At 69.2% G+C, this 17,514-nt stretch carries 17 protein-coding genes and 2 tRNA genes; 7 read left to right on the top strand and 12 right to left on the bottom strand.

Annotated features, from left to right (window positions below; all coding sequences use genetic code 11):
• Positions 1 to 130: 130 nt before the first annotated feature.
• The 3 genes from JQX13_RS35525 to JQX13_RS35515 all read left to right on the top strand — a co-directional run bounded on the left by JQX13_RS35525 (position 131) and on the right by JQX13_RS35515 (position 2,905).
• Positions 131 to 1,708, top strand: coding sequence for a glycosyltransferase family 4 protein (locus JQX13_RS35525; RefSeq protein WP_203412360.1), 1,578 nt, complete (start codon positions 131 to 133; stop codon positions 1,706 to 1,708).
• Positions 1,698 to 2,207: a hypothetical protein gene (locus JQX13_RS35520; protein ID WP_203403883.1), complete on the top strand. Its 510-nt coding sequence runs from the start codon at positions 1,698 to 1,700 to the stop codon at positions 2,205 to 2,207. The genes JQX13_RS35525 and JQX13_RS35520 overlap by 11 nt, the downstream gene beginning before the upstream one ends.
• A 107-nt stretch (positions 2,208 to 2,314) precedes the next feature.
• Positions 2,315 to 2,905: a GT99 family glycosyltransferase N-terminal domain-containing protein gene (locus JQX13_RS35515; protein WP_203403882.1), complete on the top strand. Its 591-nt coding sequence runs from the start codon at positions 2,315 to 2,317 to the stop codon at positions 2,903 to 2,905.
• Between the two features lie 201 nt (positions 2,906 to 3,106).
• Here JQX13_RS35515 and JQX13_RS35510 read toward each other — a convergent pair whose 3' ends face one another.
• Entirely contained in the window at positions 3,107 to 4,510 is a 1,404-nt protein-coding gene (locus JQX13_RS35510) for a transposase (protein WP_203403881.1), read from the bottom strand.
• 117 nt (positions 4,511 to 4,627) lie between these two features.
• Here JQX13_RS35510 and JQX13_RS35505 point away from each other — a divergent pair, with 117 nt between their 5' ends.
• Positions 4,628 to 5,623, top strand: coding sequence for a hypothetical protein (locus JQX13_RS35505; RefSeq protein WP_203403880.1), 996 nt, complete (start codon positions 4,628 to 4,630; stop codon positions 5,621 to 5,623).
• 65 nt (positions 5,624 to 5,688) lie between these two features.
• On the opposite strand, the gene JQX13_RS35500 is transcribed toward JQX13_RS35505, so the two are convergent.
• The 9 genes from JQX13_RS35500 to JQX13_RS35460 form a co-directional block, all read right to left on the bottom strand.
• Positions 5,689 to 7,116 (bottom strand): glycosyltransferase, encoded by a 1,428-nt coding sequence (locus tag JQX13_RS35500; protein WP_203403879.1) that lies wholly within the window; start codon positions 7,114 to 7,116, stop codon positions 5,689 to 5,691.
• Positions 7,113 to 7,925, bottom strand: a complete 813-nt coding sequence (locus JQX13_RS35495; protein WP_239014047.1) for a glycosyltransferase family 2 protein — start codon at positions 7,923 to 7,925, stop codon at positions 7,113 to 7,115. Before JQX13_RS35495 ends, JQX13_RS35500 begins: the two co-directional genes overlap by 4 nt.
• A 32-nt stretch (positions 7,926 to 7,957) precedes the next feature.
• The gene (locus JQX13_RS35490) at positions 7,958 to 9,262 is read right to left on the bottom strand and encodes an ABC transporter ATP-binding protein (protein WP_203403877.1); all 1,305 of its coding nucleotides are present in this window, start codon (positions 9,260 to 9,262) and stop codon (positions 7,958 to 7,960) included.
• Positions 9,262 to 10,041: an ABC transporter permease gene (locus JQX13_RS35485; protein ID WP_203403876.1), complete on the bottom strand. Its 780-nt coding sequence runs from the start codon at positions 10,039 to 10,041 to the stop codon at positions 9,262 to 9,264. Before JQX13_RS35485 ends, JQX13_RS35490 begins: the two co-directional genes overlap by 1 nt.
• Before the next feature lie 190 nt (positions 10,042 to 10,231).
• A tRNA-Gly gene (locus tag JQX13_RS35480) sits at positions 10,232 to 10,306 on the bottom strand.
• Between the two features lie 16 nt (positions 10,307 to 10,322).
• Positions 10,323 to 10,397: transfer RNA gene (locus JQX13_RS35475), tRNA-Gly, on the bottom strand.
• Positions 10,398 to 10,479: 82 nt separating this feature from the next.
• A complete protein-coding gene (pgsA, locus tag JQX13_RS35470) occupies positions 10,480 to 11,169 on the bottom strand; it encodes a CDP-diacylglycerol--glycerol-3-phosphate 3-phosphatidyltransferase (protein WP_203403875.1) in 690 nt (229 codons plus the stop codon).
• An 11-nt stretch (positions 11,170 to 11,180) separates the two neighbouring features.
• The gene (locus JQX13_RS35465; protein ID WP_203403874.1) at positions 11,181 to 12,692 is read right to left on the bottom strand and encodes a tetratricopeptide repeat protein; all 1,512 of its coding nucleotides are present in this window, start codon (positions 12,690 to 12,692) and stop codon (positions 11,181 to 11,183) included.
• Positions 12,646 to 13,335, bottom strand: a complete 690-nt coding sequence (locus tag JQX13_RS35460; RefSeq protein ID WP_203403873.1) for a lytic transglycosylase domain-containing protein — start codon at positions 13,333 to 13,335, stop codon at positions 12,646 to 12,648. Before JQX13_RS35460 ends, JQX13_RS35465 begins: the two co-directional genes overlap by 47 nt.
• An 87-nt stretch (positions 13,336 to 13,422) precedes the next feature.
• Between JQX13_RS35460 and nadB the strand changes: the two genes are divergently transcribed.
• The 3 genes from nadB to JQX13_RS35445 are packed head-to-tail and all read left to right on the top strand — an operon-like array spanning position 13,423 to position 16,305.
• Complete coding sequence (nadB, locus tag JQX13_RS35455) at positions 13,423 to 15,012, top strand: L-aspartate oxidase (RefSeq protein ID WP_203403872.1); 1,590 nt, start codon at positions 13,423 to 13,425, stop codon at positions 15,010 to 15,012.
• Between the two features lie 7 nt (positions 15,013 to 15,019).
• Positions 15,020 to 15,709 (top strand): rhomboid family intramembrane serine protease, encoded by a 690-nt coding sequence (locus tag JQX13_RS35450; RefSeq protein ID WP_203403871.1) that lies wholly within the window; start codon positions 15,020 to 15,022, stop codon positions 15,707 to 15,709.
• Positions 15,710 to 15,711: 2 nt separating this feature from the next.
• Positions 15,712 to 16,305 carry a TIGR00730 family Rossman fold protein gene (locus JQX13_RS35445; protein ID WP_203412359.1) on the top strand — a complete coding sequence of 198 codons (594 nt, stop codon included), beginning with the start codon at positions 15,712 to 15,714 and terminating at the stop codon, positions 16,303 to 16,305.
• Between the two features lie 19 nt (positions 16,306 to 16,324).
• On the opposite strand, the gene JQX13_RS35440 is transcribed toward JQX13_RS35445, so the two are convergent.
• Positions 16,325 to 16,954: a hypothetical protein gene (locus JQX13_RS35440; protein WP_203403870.1), complete on the bottom strand. Its 630-nt coding sequence runs from the start codon at positions 16,952 to 16,954 to the stop codon at positions 16,325 to 16,327.
• Positions 16,951 to 17,514 (bottom strand): orotate phosphoribosyltransferase, encoded by a 564-nt coding sequence (gene pyrE, locus JQX13_RS35435; RefSeq protein ID WP_430384225.1) that lies wholly within the window; start codon positions 17,512 to 17,514, stop codon positions 16,951 to 16,953. Before pyrE ends, JQX13_RS35440 begins: the two co-directional genes overlap by 4 nt.

The following is a 17,514-nucleotide window of genomic DNA, read 5'->3' as shown; positions in this document are numbered from 1 at the left end:
GCGAAGGGGCCAGGGGACGTCAAGGCGGCCTTGTGCGCTGCCCGCCTCACAGGTAGACGCTGGAAGTATCGTGAAACTCCCGAAAAGCAGACGGGCGGCCAGCCCATCAACAGCCCGTGGGGTTCATCAACTGGTACCGCGATTGGCCTGGGGTGATGCGGTAGGCAACCAGGTGCGCTACCTGCGCGAGTTGCTGCGCGGCTGGGGCTACGCCTCGGAGATCTACGCGGAGCAGTGGGATGAGGAGTGCCGCTCGCTGGTGAGGCCCGCGAAGGATCTTCCGCGTGAAGCGGACGAGACGAGCGCGCTGATCATCCACCACAGCTTCGAATCGAGGCTCGTGCCGCTGATCGCCCGCTCGCCGGGACGCAAGGCACTCGTGTACCACAACGTGACGCCCGCCCGGCTCTTCGAGGGCTTCGAGCACAAGGTAGCCCACGCCTGCGAGGCGGCCCGGGACGAGCTGCTCGCGATGCGCTCGCTAGTGGAGTGCGCGTGGGCCTACTCGCGCTTCAGCGCCGAGGAGCTGGTGGCCGCCGGCTACTCCCAGGTGTCGGTGCTGCCCTTCGCGGTGGACTGGCGCACCTTCGACGTGGCGCCGGATCCGGTCCTGCGCGCCGAGCTGGACGACGGGTGCGCCAACCTCCTCTTCGTGGGCCGCGCCGTGCCGAGCAAGCGTGTCGATGACGTGCTGCGCGTCTTCACCGCCTGGCAGCGGCTGTACCAACCCCGGAGCCGCCTCATCGTCGCCGGCTACCTCAACCGGGAAACACCCTACGGCGCGTACCTGTACGGATTGAAGGAGATGCTCGGGGCCGAGCGCGTCCAGTTCCTCGGGAGGGTGAGCGCGGCGCAGCTCTCCGCGTGCTTCTCGGTGGCGTCGGTGTACCTCTCCATGAGTCGGCACGAGGGCTTCGGCGTGCCTCTGCTGGAGGCCATGTACCGCGGCGTGCCCGTGGTGGCGTATGGCGCCGCCGCGGTGCCCGAAACCATGGGCGGTGCGGGAATCGCCTCGCTGACGAACGAGCCGCTGGAGATGGCGCGGCTGCTCGCGGTGCTGGAGCGCGATCCGGCCCTGCGGCGTGAGATCATCGCCGCCCAGCGCGCGCGGGTGGGGCAGCTCGGCCAGGAGGCCGTAGCCGAGGCCGTGCGCGAAGCGCTCCTGCCCTTCCTGGAAGGCACCCCGCGCGCACCGGCCGCCAGGAGCGAGGCCTCGGGAGTCAACCTCGTGTGCCCCGGCTTCGTGGCTTTTCCGGAGGCGCCCGGGTCCCAGCTCGCGCGGCGGCTCGCGGAGCAACTCCCCGGTGCCCGCCTGCTGACGTTGGATCCCCAGCCACGGCCCGTGGAACTGGCACCGCGCTCGATGCGCGCCGGTGGGCTGGAGGTGAGCGCCTTCACCCCCGACGAGCCCCTGCCCCGTGACGCGACGCGGGAGCTGCCCGGCTCCTCCTCGCTGCAGACCGCGCTGCGCACCTCGCGCGCGCCCACCGTCTTCCTCCCCGCGGATTCGCTCCTCGCACGGGACACCCTGCCCCACCTGTCCATCGAGGCCTGGGGCGTCCGTGACGCTTCCCACCCCGCCTTCACGCCTGGCCTGGCCGAGCGCCTGGGCCAGCGGCTGCTCACCTTCGAGCCCGGCCGGATGGAGCCCACCGTGTCCGCGCTCGTCCAGGCCCTGCGGGCCACTGGAGCCCACCGTGCGTCCTGAAGATCTTCTCACCACGACTCCGACTCCCGAGCGCCTCGTCGAGGAGGCCGGACGGCTGCCCGAGCCCGATCCGGAGCAGGTGGAGTCGGTCCGCCAGCTGCTCGCCGCTTCCCAGCGAGCTCCGGCCGTAACCGAGTGGCCGCCCCTCCTCCAGGCACCCCGTTCGAAGAAGGACAGCCGCTACGCGGAGCCACCCACCTCGCACCGTCCGGTGGTCGGCCCCGTGCTGGTGGTGGCCAAGCGCGCCTTCCGGCTCGCCTTCCAGCCCTTCATCAACGAGGTGCTGCGCAAGCAGGTGGAGTTCAACGAGGCCATCCTCGACTCGCTGGCGCTCATCTACGAGCACCAACGCGAGGAGTCCCGGACCCAGGCGGCCTGGCGCCGTGAGGTCATGGCACGACTGGCCGCGCTCGAGCGGACCGGAAGGCCCGCGAAGGAGGAGTCCGCTCCAGCCCCCGCTTCCGAGCGGTCGCCCAGGAGCCGGAGACGGAGGTCCTGAGCGCACGCCCGTAGGCCCGCCAGGGTCGAGTGCCGTGGCAATGGCCTTCTTGCATATTCTGAGTATACGAGAAGGTCACACGTCTTCGATCCAAGCACCTGCGCCCCATGCGAGTCCTCTTCTTCGTTGAACCCTTCCCCGTCCGTGGGCGTCCACTCGACTTCCAGTGGGTGGTGGGCCGCTGGCTGGCCCTGAGTCAGGAGCTCACCCGGAGAGGGGCCTCGCCCCTGTTCGCCGTCTCCGATGCGATCAAGGCGGCCCGGCCGGATGCGGCGCCGTGGTTGCTCTCTCCAGCGGACCTCGGCGTGAGCCCGGCCCTGCCCGAGGAGCCAGCCCAGCTCGACGCCGAGTGGGTGCGGCTGATGACAGACCCGGACATGCCCATCTGGCACCCCTTCATCGAGGCCCTGCTGGAGCGCACGCGCCCGGACGCGGTGGTGACCTGGACCGTCAATGCGCCGCTGCGTGCGGCGACCGCGGAGCGAGGCATCGTGCTGATGCACCAGGAGCTCGGCCCGATGCGCCCACCCAACCCCGTGCTGTACTTCGCCGATCCGCGGGGGGTGAACGGGGCCTCGTCCCTACCCGACGTCTGGCCCATGGTGCGCGAGCAGCCGCTCACCCTCGAGCAGGAGCTGGAGCTGGAGTGGCTGCGCACCGAGGCCATGGCGCCCTCGCCCCTGAAGAGCAGTCGATAAATCCCTCGCGGGAGCAGAGCGCGATCAGGAAGTGGAGGGGAGGGCGGAGGAAATCGCCCATCCCGAGGCGCGGAGTTGGAGGGGGGGGTTGTACAGGTGGGAAGCAGGCGAGAGCGGGATTCAACCACACAGCCCGGGGGCTCATCGCCTGGTTGGAGCCTGAGAGGCCCGGTCACACCACACGCGGCAGGGGGCTGGCCGTCAGAAGCCAGCAGGCAAGGCGGTGACCTGGTCCACCGGCACCGGACTGATGCCGCCACCGAGAGAGGCCGCGTTGCCTGGAGCCAGCTCGAGGAGGTGAGCCGGCTCGGCAAGCGCGCTCTGGCGCGCCAGCAGCGCATCCACCAGAGGCTGGCCGTGTGCGGCCAGGTTGTGCGCCAGGGCCACCAGCAAGGCGACACACTTCACCTTCTCCAGCCCCCGCACCGTCACCTGCGTCAGGCCATAGCGCCCCTTCACCTGCGCGTTGACGTTCTCCACCAGGCCGGCGCGGGCCTTGTACTGCTCCTTGGCCTCGTCGGTGCGCATGCGCTCACGCCACGCCTCTACCTCGGGGGAATGGTCCCCCTGCTGCCCGGCCTGGGCCATGCGCTCGGGCACCGAAATGAGCGCTTCAACCCCCTTGGCCGCGCACTGCTTCACGTCTGCGCACGTGGCATGGCCGCCATCGGCCAGCACGCGCTCGGGCACCTGGCCCGTGCGTTGCTCAATCTGCTCCACCATGGGGCTCACGCTGCCCATGTCGCTGCCCTGGTTGGTGACTTCCACTCCCACAATGGTTCTTGGCCCTCCCAGCGCCTCCCCAGCCACCGCGAATTGCAGGTTGTAGGCGGGTCGGAAACCCCCATCGGCCATCTTCATCACCCGTGCATCCGCATCCGTGGTGGAGGCGCGCACCTTCTCCTTGTCCGCCCCCTTCTTCCTGGCCTGCTGTTGCTTTATCGCCTCCAGCGCCGCGTCCACCCGCGCCTGGTAGTCACGCGCCTTGGCCTCTCGTGTCGCCTGCTGCCCACGCGTCAGCTCCGGGTCGTCCTTCTGCGCCAGCACCGCTTGCAAGTGCAGCTCGGCCTGCTCCTGGCACTCCCGCAGCGACTGCTCTCGCCGGAACGAAGGCGCCGAGGCACTGGCCCTCACCCGCGTGCCGTCCTGCGCCACCTGCTCCAAACTCACCAGCCCCTGCTGCAACAGCACCGAGAGCACGTCGGTAAACACCTGCTGCAACACCTCCAGGTGCTCCACCCGGAACTGGCTCAGCTTGTCGTGGCTCACCTTCACTCCACCGGCCAGCCACTGGTACGCCCTGTCCTCCTCGCACCGGCGCGCCAGCTCCGTCGCCGTCCCCACTCCCTGCTGAATCCCGTACACCCACAGCGCCAACAGCAACCGGGGACTTGTCACCGGGCGTCCCGCATGTCCCTCCACCGCCTTGGCCCCGGCCAGAAAGCCTCTCAGGTCCAACGCCTCCACCGCCGCCGCCACTACCCGCACCGGGTGCTCCGGCTCCACCAACTGCTCCGGCATCTGCTTGAACAGCCAGCCTTGCGACCTGTCCGGCTCTTTCGTCCGGACTCTTCCCTCTGCTGCCCGCGCTTTCTTCTGGCTCACTCCCCCTGCCTACTTCACATGGTACCTCTTGCACCCGAACCCCAGGGGTGGGGCTTTGCCTTCCCCACCCACCTTTGGATCACCCAGCTTTCACTTCCTGGGATTTATCGAGCGCTCTTGAGCCGCGAGGAGATTGCCCGGCGCCTGGAGCTCACCCCGGGCCGCCGGGTGCTGGCCGTCTTCCTCCAGGTGCCGCGTGACTCGAACACGCTGCGGTGGTCCCGCCTGGGCGGGAGCGAGTTGCTGGAGCTCGTCACCGCGGCGACGTCGCCGGAGCAGCACCATGTCCTGGTCCGGCCCCACCCGCACCACCCGCTCCCTCCACGAACGCTGGCGAGCCACGTGAAGCTCGTGCAGGAGCTGCCCGCCGAGGCCCTGCTCGAAGTGGCCGACGCGGTGCTCACCATCAACTCCTCGGTGGGGCTGGAGGCGCTGGCCCGCGGCAAGGTGGTGTACACCTTCGGCGAGTCGCCCTATGCGGGCCGGGGGTGTACGCGCGACCTGGGGCCGGATCCGGAGCAGCTGCGCCAGGCCCTCGCCGAGCAGCCCTTCACGCTCACGGAGGAGGAGGAGCGGCTGCGGCGCCGGCTGCTCCACTTCCTGGTATTCCGCTACCTGATACCCGATTGGGAGGCCTGGTCGCCGGAGGCACTCCTGGGGCGGCTGGGGCGCTGGAAGCGGCTGCTCGATCGCGGGGCGCCCCTGCTGGAGTGGTTCGCGCCGGAGCCAGCGGGAGCGCGGCTGGGGCAACTGCGGATGGAGAAACTCGCCACCGCGCAGGACTCACGGCTGAAGCGAATGGAGGCGGAGCTGGCCGCGGTGCGGGCCGAGCGGGAGGAGGCCCGGGCACGGCTCGCCGCCACCACGCAGGCGCTCGAGGCCCAGGCGGACGCGTTGCGCCAGCAACTCGACTCCACGTCGCAGGCGTTCCAGGCGCAGCTCGGTGAGGCGCGGGCCCAGGCGGACGCGTTGCGCCAGCAGCTCACCGCCACGACCGAGGAGTTGGAGCACCTGCGCCACTCGTTGGGGCACCGGTTCCTCGGTCTGGCACGGCGCCTGCCGGGCATCTACCCGGGTTACCTCCTGGGCAAGCGCCTGCTGCGTCGGCGGTGAGCGGCTCCCACGCTTCGCTGGCATGTTCAAGTACCGAGGTCCTGGCCGGTGCGCGGGCCCCGGACCTATCGCAGCATGCGGGAGGCCAGGGCGCGAACCCGGGCGTGTACTCCGGGAAAGCGTTCCCGGATGCGCTGGTTGAGCCGATCGATGGCCTGGTACCGGAGGCCCCTGGTGCTCTCGCCGCGGGCCTGGGCCCGGGCCATCCGCTCCTCCAGAGAGGAGAGCGGGAGCAGCACCTGGAGGGATGGGGTGGGAGGCGCCACGGGCTCGGTTCCCAGCGCGCGCCACTCCCACGTCGCGAGTCCGGCGGCGAAGACGGGCTCGAAGAGACTCGCCAGCCGCAGGGGCAGGTCCGCCCGCGGGGCCTCCAGCGGGTCCACCACCTCCAGCGGCAAGGTGCCCACCCGGGTGCGATCGATGACGAGCCCGTACATCAGTGCCGGGTGCTCCAGGAGATGGGAGAACTCGAAGTCATCTCCCAATGGGAAGGGCTTCTTGTCCGCGATGAAGCGGCCCCCCTCCGCCTGGCGGACGAGGGTCCACCGGGAACGGGCGAAGGCCCACGCCGCGGAGCCCTCGCGCAGCCGCTGGACGAGCTGCGGGTAATGGGCGGGGTATACGACGCAGGAGGCATCCAGGAAGGACAGGTACTGGCCCCGTGCCTCGCGCACACCCCGGGCCATCCCGCCGTCTGGGACGCGGATGAGCTGGAAGGAGAACTCCCGGAGGCGCCGGTAGCGCTCCAGCAGCGTGCGGGCCTCGGGTTCCGCCAGGGAGGCGCCCGGAGGCAGCACCACCAGGAGCTCCAACGGGCGGTATTCCTGACAGGCGAGCGAGAACAGCGTCTCGTCGAGCGAGGCCGCCGGCGTGTCTCCCGCCCAGAGCACGACGCTGAGCAGCCCCGGTTCCCGCGCGGGAGGACGTGAGGGCGCGCGTCCGAGGGCCAGGAGCAGCCCGTCCGCCTCGGCGGTGGGGCTGAGCTGCGCCAGGAGCCGTCGGAGGGCACGCGCGGTGCCCGGAGCAAGCGCCTCCGTGGAGTCATCGCGGGGAATGAGCTCCTGGTGCCGCACCTCGAGCCCAAGGGAGGACAGGCCTCGCAGCAATGCCTCGGCCGAGAGGCCCGGCCGGCCCGGAGCCAGTCCCAGCAGCGTCTCCAGGAGGGCGGCCGACGCACCGGCGTTGCGCATCGCCAGGAGGAGCTCGGTACCGGGCACGGCCTCGGCGGCCTCGCGAGCCTGGTGCAACGGCTCACCGTCTTCCACCGGAAGCACCACGTGGGTGGGAGCGAACGCACGCAGCCGCTCCACCCGCTCGGCTGGAGCCGGAGCCACGAGCACCTCGCAGCCAGCGGCGTCGAGGGCCCGGGTCAGCTCCGGAGCCTCGCCGAGGAGGGCCACGCGGGCCCCCTCCCGGACGCGCTCCAGCACGAGCCGCCGCAGCCGGGTATCCAGCTCCTCCAGGAGAACTCTGTCGCGCTCCCTGGTGCTCACCAGCGTGGCTCCGCGAACTCGAAGAGGTGCTGGAAGTCGGCCACCCGGGCCAGCTCCCGCGGCGGACGCGGCTCCTTCGGGAGCGAGAAGGGCTCACCCCCGAGCTCCAGGTACTCCTTCATGCGTGCCCGGGCGAACTCCAGATCTCCATACTTGGCGCCGAGCAGGGCCGCGCTGCGGCGCACACGGCGCTCGCGATCCGCGCTGAGCTCCCGCGTCACCGTGTAGTGGTGCACGAAGGCCCGGGGTGCCACGCGGATGGAGAAGCCGGCGGCCCGGGCCCGCCAGGACAGGTCCACGTCCTCGCAGTACATGAAGAAGCGCTCGTCGAAGCCGCCCATGGACTCGAACAGCTCGCGCCGCACCAGCAGCACGCACCCGGAGCACCAGGGCGTCTCGTGCGTCTCCGGGTCGTACGGTTTGGGGTGCTCGTCGGGGAAGAGCTGGGCCTCCACCAATCCCGTGCGGGGCCGCCGCTCCGCCTCCGTGACGAGCTCGCGCAGGCACTCGGGGTGCAGCACGCCGTCCGGATTCACGCAGACGTAGTGGCGCACCCCGGGATCCGCGAAGGCCTCGGCCATGAGCCGGTTGTGGGCGGCACCGAAGCCGAGGTTGGCCCCGGAGAAGCGGTAATCCGCCTCCGGCGACAACGCGAGCACCACGTCACGCAGCGCCTCGGTGGGCGAGTTGTCCAACCATCGCACCTGGAAGGCCGGCGTCCCCGGCGTCTCCCGGTTCGCGGCCAGCGAGGCGACGAGCCGCTCCAACTCCTCGCGGGGGTTGCGGTACAGCACGATACCGAGCCACACGGGACTCGAGCCCCGCGCCGTACCGCCCCGGCTCAAGAGACGACCTGTCTCACGGAGACCGCCTCGGCGATGCCATCCAGCCGCCAGCGGTGCACCGGCCGCACCAGCCCCTCGTCCAAGCCGGTGGCACGCACCGAGAACGGGCAGGCGCTCTTGCGCTCGTCATGGATGGCCCCGTTGGAGCTCCGGGCCGCCACCTCGAATGCGTAGTCCCCGGCCAGCAGTCCGAGCCGCTCGATGCTCAGCCGCACCGTCCCCCGCCCGGAGACGGGGCGCGGCAATTGGACGCCCTCGGCGAAGGTACTGGTGCGGTACACCAGGGTGCCATCCGCGCGCAGCAGCCCGAGCGAGAAGCCCAGCTCCTCCACCGGCTGCTCGGCGTTGTAGCCGATGTGGAACTCCAGGCCCTCCTCCGTACCCACCGCCTGCACTTCCTCGCCCCGGGCATTCGTCAGCCGGAGGAACTCGAGGACGACAGGGGAACCGGGGCGCAGCCCCGACACCTCCAACGTCGGCAGGGCACCTCCGTCCTTGGCAAGGGCCGGCGCGTGCATGGGCAGGCCGCTGGCCTCCGCGAGTCGCACGGCCTGCTTGTAATGCCGGACGACATCCTCGGGCGTCCCCACCTCGCGGATGCGCCCGCCGTCGATCCACGCGGCCAGATCGCACCAGCGCTCGAGCGTGCCCAGGTCATGCGTGACGATGACGATCGTCTTCCCGGACTTCCGGAACTCCGTCATCTTCTGCATGCTCTTGCGGCTGAAGTGCTCGTCGCCCACCGCGAGGATCTCATCGATGATGAGGATCTCCGGGTCCACGTGCGTGGCCACCGCGAAGGCCAGACGCATGTACATGCCGCTCGAGTACGTGCGCACCGGCTCGTCGATGAAGTCGCCCAGCTCGCTGAAGGCGATGATCTCATCCATGCGCGCCCGGATCTCCGCGCGCGACATGCCGAGGATGACGCCGTTGATGAGGATGTTCTCCCGACCGGAGAAGTCCGGGTGGAAGCCGGCGCCCAGATCCAGCAGCGCGGAGATGCGGCCGTTGAGCTCGATGTGTCCCGAGGTCGGCGTGTAGATGCCGGTGATGAGCTTGAGCAGCGTGCTCTTGCCCGAGCCGTTCCGGCCGACGATCCCCATCGTCTTGCCGCGCGGCACCGTGAGGTTGATGCCCCGGAGAGCCTCGATGACCGTGGCATCCTGCTTGCGCCGCTGGCCACGCAACCAGCGCACCAGCTCGGACTTGAAGGTCGTGTACTCGCCCCGGATGGTGCTCTTCCGGAAGCGCTTCACCACGTCACGCAGGACGATGGCATCCTTGGATGGAGCTTGCATCAGATGAACTCCGCGAACTCCTCGCGGCGACGCTCGAAGATTTCGGACGCAACCCAGAGCAGACCGAGGGCAATGGTCATCCATATCAGCAGGGGCGCCGGATCCGGCAGGCGCTGCTCATAGAAGATGGCCTGGTAGGATGTGACCATCACCGCCATGGGGTTGGCCAGCACGGCCAGCGTGCGGAAACGCTCGGGGATGGTGGTCGCCTGATAGAAGATGGGGGTGACGAAGAACCAGAGCGTCATCAGGTTGGCGACGATCTGCTGCAGGTCTCGGAAGGTGACGTTGAGCGCGGAGAGCAGATACACGAGCGCAAGCGTCACACACAGCTGGGTCACCATCACCGCCGGGAAGGCCACGATGTGCCAGGTGGGGAAGCGGCCGAAGAACATCCCCAACACCAGCATCAACGGCAGGGACAGCAGGAAGTTGATGAGGTTGGTGGTCACCACGGCGGCCGGCAGCACCTGGGCCGGGAAACGCACCTTGGTGAGCAGATCCCGCCGATCACTGATCGCACTGGCCCCGGCGCCCAGGGAGCTGGAGAACCAGATCCACGGCAGCAGCCCCACGAACACGAAGTACGTGTAGGCCTCCATCTTCTGCCGCATGTAGACGGAGAACAGGAGCGTGTAGACCGCCATGTGCAGCATCGGGTTGAGGAACGTCCAGAGGAACCCGAGTACCGAATTGCGGTAGCGCGCCTTGAGCTCGCGCTGCGTCAGGCTCAGCAGGAGGCCCCGGTACTGGTAGAGTTCTCGGAGGTTGCGGAACATGCGGCGCTATCCATACAGCAAGGGAAGGGGGAGGGGAACGGCCCCACGGATTCCCATTCCGCATGGCAGGCCGCCCTGCTGCCCGGGAGCGAACCACTCGGGGCCGCGCACCCTAGGCAAAGCATGCGGGCACCGTCAAACCGGAACTGAAAACAAAAAGGCCCCCTGGCTTCCCAGGGGGCCTTTTTTCTGGAGCGGGAAAAGGGATTTGAACCCTCGACCCTCGCCTTGGCAAGGCGATGCTCTACCGCTGAGCTATTCCCGCATCAGGCCGGAGTGTGTGGAGCGGGAAAAGGGATTTGAACCCTCGACCCTCGCCTTGGCAAGGCGATGCTCTACCGCTGAGCTATTCCCGCTTCTCGACTCCTGATGACCTCCGGCGTTGCCTCGCGGCGCCGTCGAAAGTGAGGGGGGATATACAGTCCGGTTCCAGGTGCGTCAAGCCTTCTGTGCGTCGGTTCCACTCCCCCGCCTGGCCAGCATGGAGAGGAAGGCGCGGAAGTAGACGACGGCACTCCACACCGAGAACGCCCCCGACAAGTAGACCAACACCTGGCCCACCTTGTTGAAGTCCACGGGGGCCGAATAGAAGCCCACGTCGATGACGTGCTCGTAGTGCACGCAGAGGGAGATGATGCCCACGAGCTGGAGGGACGTCTTCCACTTGCCCTCCTGCCCGGCGGCGATGACCATGCCCTCGCTCGCCGCGATGGTGCGCAGGCCGCTGACGATGAACTCGCGCGCCAGCAGCACGATGATGACCCAGGCGGCGATGCGCCCCAGCCGCACCATCATCACCAGGGCCGCCATGGCGATGAGCTTGTCGGCCAGCGGATCCATGAACTTGCCCACCACGGTGATGAGGTTCCAGCGACGCGCCAGGTAGCCGTCGATGACGTCCGTGATGGAGGCCACCGCGAACACCGCCGCCGCCAGCAGCGAGGAGAGCGGATCCGCGTCGTAGGTGAGCCACACGAAGACGGGGATGAGGAAGATGCGTCCCAGCGTCAGGATGTTGGGCAGGTTCCAGAACTCCTGGACGAGCACGCTGGGCTGGCGCGCCGCCCGACGCCGCGCCCGCTCCTCCTTCTTCTGCCGCTTCCGCAACGCACGCTCAGCTCGATCCATGTCGGAGCCTTCTACCGGACTGGCAGGGCGATGAGGGCAAATCCTTCACCGCTCAGTTCCACGGCACCCCGGGGAGATTCGTCGTTTCCCGGCAGCACGACCACCCGGGGGGTCACCTTGCCCTGCCAGCCCACCAGGTGGGACAGGGGGACCGTCACCGGAGCATCCCCCGAGACGGCCACCGAGCGCAGGGACCCGGACAGGCGCAGCACCACCCTGCCCTGCCCACGCAGGTACACCAGGTCCAGGTCCGGCAGCACGTCCGAGGGCACCTTGCCATTCTCGAAGGCCACCGCCTCCTCGAAGGCGAAGACGCACCCCTCGAGCAGGTAGGCCCCCTCGTCGCCCAGGTCCACCACCAGGAAGCCGCGCGATTCCGCCGACTCGAGGAAGAGCACCCCCGTCCCGATGACGCGCACGAGCTGGTCCATCCCCTCGCCGAAGAGCTCGTCCGTGGCGCGGCCCCGGAAGCGCTTCATCTCCGGCTGGAACTGGAGCTGCCCGCTGAAGGCCACCAGCCCATCCAACCGAGTGAGGAGCTCGCCCTGCACGTACGCGGAGAAGCCGTGGGGACCCACCCGGAAGGGCTCGACCTGGCTCGCTCCCGCGAGTGCCAACGCCGGGACCAGCTCGGTCAGCACCGGCACGTCCACGCCCGGCCGGAACGCCAGGAGCTTCGACGGCAGTTCGGGGGTAGCGCCCTCCAGGGACTCCGGCAATGGCTCGGCCGCCCCTCCCCCCGCCGCGGACACCTCCGCGAAGGAGGTCTCGGAGTGGGCCTCGACATGTCCAGCCGCTTCGTTGCCTGCTCCAGCGCCCTCGCCCGGCGGGCTCTGCGTCAGGGCCGGCGGCCCCTCGTCCTCGGCGAACCGCGGTTCCTCGTCCGAGGTTCCAGCCATGGCCGGACCGTCGGTGGAAGGAGCCTCGTCCAGACCGAATTGCGCGCCCCACTGGCCCTCGGAGGGAGCGGCCGGACGCACGGCGGGCGCCGGAGCCTGGTAGGCGGGCACGCTCCGGGAGGGCCGGGTGAAGCGCTCCCCCGCGATGGCCCTGGCCATCTTGTCCGCCATCACGTCGCTGCCCGCCCGGAGGAAGTGCTCGCGCGCGCGGCCGTACTCCCCGGCCTGCGCCAGCGCCAGCCCCAGGTAGTTGTGCGCCTTCTTGTGGTCCGGCTGCAGCTCCGTCGCCGCCTCGAACTCGCGCATCGCGCGCTGCAGGGCGTTCGTCTTCAGGTAGACCAGCCCCAGGTTGACGCGCAGCGTGGCGTCCACCGGGTTGTCGCGCACCAGCGCCTCGTAGAGCTCCGCCGCCCGATCGAAGAGGCCCAGCTTGAAGTAGGCCAGCCCGAGCAGGTTGCGGCCCTTCTCGTTCCTCGGTTGAAGCTGGTGGGCCCGCTCGAGCAACTGTCGGGCCTCGGGCACCCTGCCCTGCGTCAGCAGTTCTCCGCCCTGGTAGAGCTGCTTCAGGAACTCCTCGTCAACGGGGCTCTTCTGCCCCCGCCCCGTCACGCGCGTCGTCGCCATCGGAATCCGTCCCGCGGGGCTCGTCCTTCGAGAGCCGCTCGCGCTCTTTGTAATGGAAGTAGAGCTGGAGCACCTTGCGAACGTAGGCCTGCGTCTCGGCGTACGGTGGCACCTGCCCCCCGTACTTGCGCACGGCTTCGGGGCCCGCGTTGTACGCGGCCACCATCTTCACCATGTCGCCCCCGAACTGGTTGGCCAGCACCCGCAGGTAGCGCACCCCACCCTCGATGTTGTCCCGGGTGTCGAAGATGTCCTTCACGTACATCTCCGAGGCCGTCCCCGGCATGAGCTGCATCAACCCGCTGGCGCCCTTGGGGGACACCGCGTTGGAGTTGAAGTTGCTCTCCGTGTGCATGATGGCCCGCACCAGCGCGGTGGGGATGCGGTAGCGCTCGGCGGCCTTCACGATGTAAGGCTCGAGCGCCTCCGGGGTGCGCGCCCGGCCCCGCACCGGAGCGGAGGGCGCGGGTGCCTCGGAGAAGGTGCCCTTGAGCTTGCTCACCTTCTTCGTGCCTGGAGGCGGGACGTTCGTGTAGATGATGGTCCCGTCCTTCTCGACGTACCTGTAGATGCCCTCGGACGCACGGGCTCCCAGGGGGGCAAGCAACAGCGCGGGCAGCAGCAGGAATGAGATGGGTCGCATATCGGCGCCCCAACCTTAGATCCCCGCCCAAAAGTCCTCAAGAAATCGCCTTGTTTCCGGTACTTACAGCCATTAAGGGTCTGACACATGCCCCATCGGTTCGACTTCCTGGTTTTGGGTGGTGGTGTCGCCGGCCTCTCGTTCGCCCTACAGGCGGCCAGGCACGGGAGCGTGGCGGTCCTCACCAAGCGCGAGCGGTACGAAAGCAACACCGCCTACGCCCAGGGGGGCATCGCCAGCGTGCTGTCGCCCACGGACACGTTCGAGGCCCACATCCAGGACACCCTGGAGGCCGGTGCGGGTCTCAACCACCTGGATGCCGTGGAGGTGACGGTGCGCGAGGGCCCGGATCGCATCCGCGAGCTGGTGACCCTGGGCGCCGAGTTCAACCGGGGCGTCTCCGGTGAGTTCGATCTGACGCGCGAGGGCGGCCACTCCCAGCGCCGCATCATCCACTCCGGGGACATCACCGGGCGAGAGGTACAGCGCGCCCTGGTGGAGGCGTGCGACGCGCAACCCAACATCACCTTCTTCCCCAACACCTCGGCCATCGATCTGATCGTCGACCGGAAACCGGGCCAGGGCGTCCCCGGCCGGTGCCTGGGGGTGTACGCGCTCACGAACGAGGGGCGCATCGAGCGCTTCCTGGGCAGGGTGACGGTGCTGGCCACCGGTGGAGCGGGCAAGGTGTACCTCTACACCTCCAATCCGGACGTGGCCACCGGGGATGGCGTGGCCATGGCGTACCGGGCGGGGGCGGAGGTGGCCAACATGGAGTTCTACCAGTTCCACCCCACCTGCCTGTACCACCCGGAGGCCAAGAGCTTCCTCATCAGCGAGGCACTGCGCGGCGAGGGCGGCAAGCTGCGGCTGCGCAACGGCCAGCAGTTCATGGAGCGCTACCACCGTCTGGCCGAGCTGGCTCCACGCGACGTGGTGGCGCGCGCCATCGACGCCGAGCTCAAGCGCACCGGTGATGACTGCGTCCACCTGGACATGACGCACCTGGGACGCGCCTTCCTCATGGAGCGCTTCCCCAACATCTACGCCACCTGCAAGGCCTTCAACATCGACATGGCCGTGCAGCCCATCCCCGTGGTGCCCGCGGCCCACTACATGTGCGGTGGCGTGGTGACGGACCTGCAGGGCCGCACCACCCTGCCCGGCCTCTACGCCATCGGCGAGGTGTCCCATACCGGCCTGCACGGCGCCAACCGGCTCGCCTCCAACTCGCTGCTGGAGGGGCTCGTCTTCGGTCACCGCGCCGCGGCCGTCTGCGCCGAGGAGATGCGCGCCCTGGCCCCACGCAAGGAGGAGCCGCCCGAGTGGGACGAGGGCAGCGCGGTGACCTCGGACGAGAGCGTCGTCGTCACCCACAACTGGGACGAGATCCGCCGGCTCATGTGGAACTACGTGGGCATCGTCCGCACGGACAAGCGCCTGATGCGGGCGCGCCGCCGGCTGGAGCTGCTGCGCGAGGAGATCCGCGACTACTACTGGCGCTTCAAGGTGACACGCGACGTCATCGAGCTGCGCAACATCTGCGAGGTGGCCAGCCTCATCGTGGATTGCGCCAGCCGACGCAAGGAGAGCCGCGGCCTGCACTTCACGCTGGACTACCCCAACACGGACGACCATCGCTGGAAGCGCGACACCGTCGTCCGGCGCGAACTCTGAGTTCCGGATGACCTCGGACGAAACGCCCATCGAGCCCTCCCCTGAGCCGACCGGGCTCCGCCGCTGGCCTCCCGTGTGCGCGGCCGTCATCGCGGGCTCGGTGGCCCTGTTCGTCCTGGATGCCTTCCTGAGTCAGGGCGCGACCCTCCGGGCGGAGCTGGGCCCCGTCTTCCAGAGGACCGCCCTCTTCGGCCCCCTCGTCCAGGAGGGTCAGTACTGGCGCGTGCTCACCTGCGTCTTCGCGCACGGCGGCCCCATCCACCTGTTCTTCAACATGATGGTGGCGTACTCGCTGGGAGCACCCCTGGAGCGGAGCATCGGCAGCGGGCGCTTCCTGCTCATCTCCCTCGTCACCGCGATGGGGGCGTCCACCTTCGCGATGCTCTTCAACTTCACCACGCCCACGGTGGGGGCCTCGGGGATGATCCTCGGCTGGGGAGGCGCCATGTTCGTCACCTCCGGGCAGGAGTTCCGCCGCAGCCTCCTGCTCTGGTTCGCGCAGGTGGCGGTCATCAGCCTGCTGCCGGGGGTGAGCTGGGCCGGACACCTCGGAGGGCTCCTCTTCGGCCTGCCCCTGGGCCTCGCCCTGCGCTCCGGACCGCGCGTCTTCTCCCTCGCCGCTCCGTTGTTGCTCGCCATCACCGTGGCCGTGGTCTACATCGCGGCCCACCCTGAACGTTTCCGAGGGACTCCTTGATGATGGAACTCAAGTCGGTATGTGTCTTCTGTGGCTCGCGGATGGGGGCCCGGCCTGACTACCTCGAGGGAGCCAGGCACCTGGGCACGGAGCTCGCCCGGCGCGGGCTCACCCTCGTCTACGGCGGCACGAGCGTGGGGCTGATGGGCGTCGTGGCGGACGCGGTGCTCGCCGGAGGCGGCAAGGTGGTGGGCGTCCTGCCCCAGATGCTGAGCGACCGGGAGATCGCCCACAAGGGCCTCACCGAGCTGCACCTGGTGGACTCCATGCACACGCGCAAGGCGATGATGGCCCAGCGCGCGGACGCCTTCATCGCCATGCCCGGCGGCGTGGGCACCTTCGAGGAACTCTTCGAGATCACCACCTGGGCCCAGCTCGGCATCCACCACAAGCCCATCGGCCTGCTGAACGTGGCGGACTTCTACGCCCCGCTGCTGGCGCTCATGCGGCGCGCGGTCGACGAGGGCTTCATCCCCGAGACACGCGCCCAACCCTTCGCCTGTGACGCCTCGCCGGCCGCGCTGTTGGATCAGCTCCAGAAGGCCGGGCAGCCGCTCGCCCCGGACAAGCCGGTGTTGCGGCCCGACCAGACCTGAAGCACCGGGTGCGCGCGTCTCAGCGCGCGTGCACCCGCATCTCCACCTTGCCGAGCGTGGACGCCATGCGCAGCACCACGCGCTCGGTGTCGGGGGGAATGACGGGCCTGCCGTCCAGGAACGTGGTGGGGAAGCGCACGCGGTAGCCCACCCAGAAGACACCCATGTACGGGTAGAAGGCGCGCATCTCCATGTCCGCCCGGCCCAGCCGCTCGACGCTGAGGGGCCGCACCTCTCCCGCGGGCGTCACCATCACCATGTTCCAGATGGACGAGGGCCGATCGAAGTCCTCGTAGCGGTAGTTGAAGACGTGGACGCCGAGGAAGAACTCGTGCGCCTGCACCACCTCCGCCATCTCCTGCGTGAGGAGCTCCCGGACGCGCTCCTGGCTCAGCGCCTTGAAGATGGCCGCCCTCTGGAGACGGGCCTCGCGGAAGGCCTGCGTCTGCAGGGTGGCCGCGGCGAACATCATGGTGTCGAAGCCGCTGTAGAGCTCGTCGCGAGCCGAGAACCGCTCCAACACCTGCTGGTAGTGCAGCTCCTGGCGCTCGTCCTTCAGCACCGGAGCGGGATCCCCCAGCGTGGGTGGCGTGGAGACACAGCCCGCGAGCGCCACCATCAGCGCCGCGAGCCGCAACCGCGTCTTCATGGAATGAAGTCCTTACGGGTGAACAGGGTGAAGAGCCGGTGCCCGGAGGCCTCGACAGCCTCGCGTCCACCCTCCAGCCGGTCCACCAGCGCGAACGCCCCGAGTACCTTCAGTCCCTCGAGCTGCGCCCGCTCGATGGCCTTGAGCGTGGAAGCGCCCGTGGTGACCACGTCCTCGAGGATGGCCACCGGCGCACCGGGGGCGAGCGCCTTCATGCCCTCGATCCACTGGCCCGTCCCGTGCCCCTTGGGCTCCTTACGGACGATGAAGGCATGCAGGGGCGAGGCCGCCAGGTAGCTGGTGAGGCTGACGGCGGAGGCGAGCGGATCCGCCCCCAGCGTCAGACCGCCCACCGCCACCGCCTCGGGGGCCTCACGGCGCACCGCCTGCAGCAACAGCCGGCCGATGAGGTAGTGCCCCTCGGCCAGCAGCGCCGTGCGCTTGCAGTCGATGTAGAAGTCCGACTCCTTGCCGGACGACAGCACCACCTTGCGCCGCTCGAAGGAGCGCTCGGTGAGCAGCTCCAGCAGGCGGGCCCTGTCAGACGCGAGCACGTCCAC

It is taken from the genome of Archangium violaceum (genome assembly GCF_016859125.1).
GTDB lineage: Bacteria > Myxococcota > Myxococcia > Myxococcales > Myxococcaceae > Archangium > Archangium violaceum_A.
Note: the sequence above shows the minus strand (reverse complement) of the source record. Positions and strands in the feature narration are given on the sequence as shown.

Excerpts from the sequence above, each read along its gene's own strand:
- nadB (WP_203403872.1), top strand. The coding sequence starts at position 13,423 with ATGCCCCATCGGTTCGACTTCCTGGTTTTGGGTGGTGGTGTCGCCGGC.
- JQX13_RS35490 (WP_203403877.1), bottom strand. The coding sequence starts at position 9,262 with ATGCAAGCTCCATCCAAGGATGCCATCGTCCTGCGTGACGTGGTGAAG.
- JQX13_RS35515 (WP_203403882.1), top strand. The coding sequence starts at position 2,315 with ATGCGAGTCCTCTTCTTCGTTGAACCCTTCCCCGTCCGTGGGCGTCCA.
- pgsA (WP_203403875.1), bottom strand. The coding sequence starts at position 11,169 with ATGGATCGAGCTGAGCGTGCGTTGCGGAAGCGGCAGAAGAAGGAGGAG.
- JQX13_RS35465 (WP_203403874.1), bottom strand. The coding sequence starts at position 12,692 with ATGGCGACGACGCGCGTGACGGGGCGGGGGCAGAAGAGCCCCGTTGAC.
- JQX13_RS35440 (WP_203403870.1), bottom strand. The coding sequence starts at position 16,954 with ATGAAGACGCGGTTGCGGCTCGCGGCGCTGATGGTGGCGCTCGCGGGC.
- JQX13_RS35460 (WP_203403873.1), bottom strand. The coding sequence starts at position 13,335 with ATGCGACCCATCTCATTCCTGCTGCTGCCCGCGCTGTTGCTTGCCCCC.
- JQX13_RS35485 (WP_203403876.1), bottom strand. The coding sequence starts at position 10,041 with ATGTTCCGCAACCTCCGAGAACTCTACCAGTACCGGGGCCTCCTGCTG.
- JQX13_RS35445 (WP_203412359.1), top strand. The coding sequence starts at position 15,712 with ATGGAACTCAAGTCGGTATGTGTCTTCTGTGGCTCGCGGATGGGGGCC.
- JQX13_RS35450 (WP_203403871.1), top strand. The coding sequence starts at position 15,020 with ATGACCTCGGACGAAACGCCCATCGAGCCCTCCCCTGAGCCGACCGGG.